Genomic DNA, 4,842 nt, shown 5'->3' on the forward strand with positions numbered 1-4,842 from the left:
CCTCAGAGGCCCCATCCTGTACCTGCCATCTCCCACCCACCACCCGCAACCCCCACCCACAACCCGCTCAGCCCGATTCGAAGCGAATGCGCCATGAGCCCAGGAAGCCATGCGCCGTCGCCATGCCTCACGAACGTCGGGCGGTACCGGGTGTGGTCAGCCACGTATTCGGCGGTCAACCTACGCTCTCGACGATCAGCCCACGTACTCGGCGCGGACCGCGTAGATGGCGGCCTCGGTGCGCGAGTGCACCTGGAGCTTCTCCAGGATGTTGCGGACGTGGTTCTTCACGGTGTTCTCGGTGATGAACAGGCGCCCGCCGATCTCGCGGTTGTTCATGGACCTGGCCAGGAGCTTGAGCACCTCGGTCTCTCGGGGAGTGAGCTGGGGCAGGGTCTCCTTGGGTCGCGGGGAGGTCTCCTGTTTGGCCAGTTCGGCGAACTCGGCGATCAGCTTGGTGGCCATGGAGGAGTCCAGGCACGAGCGGCCGGTGGCGATGGTCCGCACCACCCGGGGAAGGTCGGTCACGGCCATCTCCTTGAGGAGGTAGCCGGTCGCGCCCGCCTTGAGGGCCTCGAACAGGTCGGATTCGGACTCGCTCATGGTGAGCATCACGAACTTGGCGTCCGGCGCGATCGCGCGGATGCGGGGACCCGCCTCGATGCCGGTGGTGTGAGGCATCATCACGTCCATGATGATGACGTCCGGTTGCAGCTCGCCGGCCTTCTGAACGGCCACGTCACCGTCGCCGGCCTCACCGACCACGTCGATGTCGTCCTCGTCGTCCAGGACCGACACCAGGCCACGGCGGAACAGGGCGTGGTCGTCGACGACCATGATGCGCAGCGGTCGGGTGGGGGTGGGGCCGTCGACCGGTCGTATCTCGGCGGGGGCGGATTGAGGGGTCACCGAAACAACTCCTGATTTTCGTTAGGGCCGAAAAGAGAATGGATGTCGGGCCCTTGTTCGCCTGCGCGGGAACCGCTGTGGCGCGGGGCGAGAGGTGGTCGGGGGAGAGCGGCCCTATCCATGGGAACTCCTGATGCCGAGGGTCGATCCCATGTTCTCACGACCGGTTGATCCGTGGCGGTCGATTCCGATTTTCCCGCCTGGGCGGCATGAAAAAAGCCGCGCGCAAAAGGCGGCGGCGTGAATGCTGTGCGGGGGAACGGGAGAGTCCCGAGCGGAGCGGAAGGCGGGGTTCGCGACCGGCGGGGGCGATTCCAGAGACCTCCCGCCACTTCTAACTTATAGCGCACCCCGGGGCTTGCGGCAAGACCCCGGTGATGGTTCACAATCAACGCTCGTGAGCACAACACACGATCGGGGAGACGACGTGAACACCCAGGCCACCAGCGCCTTCGACCTTTCCGAACACCTCGCTCCCAAGGCCGACCCGAAGCTGATCGCCGACGACGAGCGACACTTCGAGGCCATCGCCCGCAGTCTCGAGAACGGCATCGCCGACCTGAACGAACGTCTCGACGCCCAGCGCCGATCCTCGGGCGGCAACATCCGAGAAACGGTCGAACGCGACATGGAGATCCACCGCCTGTCCTCTCGGTTGCGCGCCCTGCGTCGCTTCGGCCTGGACCTGTGCCTGGGTCGGTTCGTCCGCGAGGGCGAGGACGAGCCCGTGTACGTGGGCAGGCTCGGCCTCTCCGACTCCGAGGGCGATCGCCTGCTCATCGACTGGCGTTCGCCCGCCGCCGAACCGTTCTTCGCCGCCACCCACGCCGACCCGATGGGCCTGGTCAGCCGCCGCCGGTACCGGTGGAAGCTCGGCCGGATCAGCGACTACTGGGACGAGGTGTTCACCGAGGACGGGTTCGAGAGCAACGCCGCCCTCGACGACCAGTCCGCCTTCATCGCCGATCTGGGCGCCAACCGCTCCGATCGGATGCGCGACGTGCTCGCCACCATCCAGGCCGACCAGAACGCCATCATCAGGGCGGGCGCCGCCGGCGCCCTGGTCGTCGATGGGGGACCGGGCACCGGTAAGACCGTGGTCGCCCTGCACCGCACCGCCCACCTGCTCTACGCCGATTCCAGGCTGGGACACCGGCGCGGCGGGGTGCTGTTCATCGGCCCCCACCAGCCCTACCTGGCCTATGTCGCCGACGTCCTGCCGAGCCTGGGCGAGGAGGGTGTGCTGACCCGCACACTGCGCGACCTCGTCCCCGAGGGCGCCACGGCCGGTGAGGAGCCTGACCCGAAGGTCGCCCGGTTGAAGGAGTCCGCGCGTTTGGTGGAGGCGATCGAACCGGCCGTGCGGTTCTACGAGCGACCGCCCACCGAGGCCATGACCGTGTCGACCCCGTGGTTCGACCTCGGGTTGAGCGCCGCCGACTGGAAGGAGGCTTTCGACGCGGTCGACCCCGGCACTCCGCACAACGAGGCGCGTGAACGCATCCTGGAGGAACTGGTCGCGATCCTGGACGACCAGCACGAGGAGGAGGACGTCACCACACCGATGTTGCACTCCTGGCTACTGCGCGACCGGGAGTTGATCGGCACCCTGTATCGGTCCTGGCCGCTGCTGGAACCCACGGACCTGGTGGGCGACCTGTGGTCGGTGCCCGCGTACCTGCGCCTGTGCGCGCCCTGGTTGGAACCCGACCGCATCCGCGCCCTGCAGCGCGAGGATCCCCAGGCCTGGACGGTGTCGGACCTGCCGTTGTTGGACGCGGCCCGGAGACGACTCGGCGACCCGAAGGCCTCCGAGCGCAAGCGCCGTCATGAGGCCGCCGCCGAGACCGAACGCGAACGCGTCTCCTACGTCATCGACGACCTGATGGCCGCGGACGACGACGGGGAGGGGCCGGTGACGATGCTGAACCACGCCGACCTGCGCGAGAACCTGGTCGACGAGGCGGCCCTGCCCACCGGCGACACCGACCTGCTCACCGGTCCGTTCGCGCACATCGTCGTGGACGAGGCCCAGGAACTGACCGACGCGGAGTGGCAGATGCTGCTGCAACGCTGCCCCTCTCGCAGCTTCACCATCGTGGGAGACCGCGCCCAGGCCCGGCACGGGTTCACCGAGTCCTGGAGGGAGCGGCTGGAGCGGGTCGGCTTCGACCGGGTCGAGATGGCGGCGCTGAGCATCAACTACCGGACCCCGGCCCAGGTGATGGAGGCGGCGGAACCGGTCATCCGGGAGGTGTTGCCGGACGCCAACGTGCCGACCTCCGTTCGCGAGGGCGCCCCGGTGGAGTACGGCCGCGTCGAGGAGTTGGAGTCGATCGTGGCGGCCTGGGCGGCGCGCAACGACGAGGGCATCGCCTGCGTCATCGGCGCGCCCGACTTCCGGTCCGGGCCGCGCGTGCGGTCGCTGACCCCGGCTCTGGCCAAGGGGCTGGAGTTCGACCTGGTAGTTCTCGTCGACCCACAGGACTTCGGGGAGGGCATCGAGGGCGCGGTCGACCGCTACGTCGCCATGACCAGGGCCACCGACCGGCTCGTCGTTTTGACCGGTGCCTGACACGACTGTGTGCGGGACCTCCGGAAAAAGCACTTTCGTGTTCCGGGGGTCCCGCGTTAGCCTGGGGCCATGATCCAGTCCGTTCTCTACCTTTAACGGTGTCGTCGGCCGCCCGCGCTCGTCGAGCATCTCCGAGCGTCGCGTCGCGGCCATGACGACCTGACCCCGTCGAGGGTCGCCGTTTTCGGCATGCCCAGTACCCCCGGTCACCGGGTGTCTTCGGCGTGCCCGTTGTAGAGGACGTACATGCCCACCGCCCTTCCCGCGCGTTCGCGCGCGCAACTCGTCGTGTCCGGGGTCTCCGTCACCCTGGGCGCCCACCGAGTGCTCTTCGACACCGACCTCACCGTCAGCCCCACCTCCCGGATCGCGATCGTGGGGGAGAACGGACGAGGCAAGACCACGCTCCTGCACGTACTCGCGGGCACCCTCGTCCCGGATGAGGGCACCGTGAGCCTGGTCGGCACGCTCGGCCTGGCCGAACAGGAGATGTCCACCGCTGACCGACGTACCGTCGGGGAGGTGATCGCGGACGCCGTGGCCGACTCCCTGGTCGCGCTCACCGAACTCGACACCGCCGGGCTCGCCCTGGGCGAGAACGCGGCCGGAGCCGAGGAACGGTACGCCCGCGCCCTGGAACGCGCCGAGGCGTTGGACGCCTGGGACGCCGAACGCCGGATAGACATCGCCCTGGACGCGCTGGGGGCCGAGACGGACCGCTCCCGCCGACTCACCGAACTGTCGGTCGGGCAGCGCTATCGGGTCCGCCTGGCCTGCCTGCTCGGCGCCGAGGACGACTTCCTCCTGCTCGACGAACCCACCAACCACCTGGACCGCGCCGGTCTGGACTTCCTCACCGAACGCCTGCGCCGGCGCTCGGGAGGCGTGGTGGTGATCAGCCACGACCGCGCACTGCTGTCCGACGTGGCCCACACCGTGGTGGACCTGGACCCCACCGACGACGGTCGCCCCAGAGTCCACGGCGGCGGGTACGAGGGCTACCGTCGGGGCCGCCGGGCCGAACGGGAACGTTGGGAGCAGGAATACGCTCGACAACAGGAGGAGAGGTCGCGCCTGCAAGACCTGCTGAGTTCGGCGCAGAACCGGCTCGTGTCGGGGTGGCGCCCGGACAAGGGCACCGGCAAGCACCAGCGTGCCACCCGGGCGGGCGGACTGGTCAAGAACGTGCACCGTCGCCAGGCCGACCTGGACACGCACGAGGTCACGATGCCCGAACCACCGCAGCGGTTCCGGTTCCCCGATCTGCCCACACGACCTGGAACGACCCTGCTGGCGGCCGAGGGGGTCACCGTGGCCGACCGGCTCACCACCCCCGCTTCGCTGACCCTGCGGGGCGG

3 protein-coding genes are annotated in these 4,842 nt (G+C 69.0%); 2 read left to right on the plus strand and 1 reads right to left on the minus strand.

Annotated features, from left to right (window positions below):
* Nucleotides 1-195 precede the first annotated feature (195 nt).
* On the minus strand, nucleotides 196-909 hold the full coding sequence (locus K8V84_RS05550) for a response regulator transcription factor (RefSeq protein ID WP_304071277.1): 714 nt from the start codon (nucleotides 907-909) through the stop codon (nucleotides 196-198).
* A gap of 427 nt (nucleotides 910-1,336) precedes the next feature.
* Between K8V84_RS05550 and helR the strand changes: the two genes are divergently transcribed.
* Together helR and K8V84_RS05560 are read left to right on the plus strand one after the other, a co-directional pair.
* Nucleotides 1,337-3,484, plus strand: coding sequence for an RNA polymerase recycling motor ATPase HelR (gene helR / locus K8V84_RS05555; protein WP_304071282.1), 2,148 nt, complete (start codon nucleotides 1,337-1,339; stop codon nucleotides 3,482-3,484).
* 246 nt (nucleotides 3,485-3,730) lie between these two features.
* Nucleotides 3,731-4,842, plus strand: a 1,112-nt coding sequence (locus K8V84_RS05560; RefSeq protein WP_304071280.1) for an ATP-binding cassette domain-containing protein, incomplete at its 3' end; no start/stop codon positions are given.

The sequence above is a fragment of the Nocardiopsis listeri genome (assembly GCF_020741345.1).
GTDB lineage: Bacteria > Actinomycetota > Actinomycetes > Streptosporangiales > Streptosporangiaceae > Nocardiopsis > Nocardiopsis listeri_A.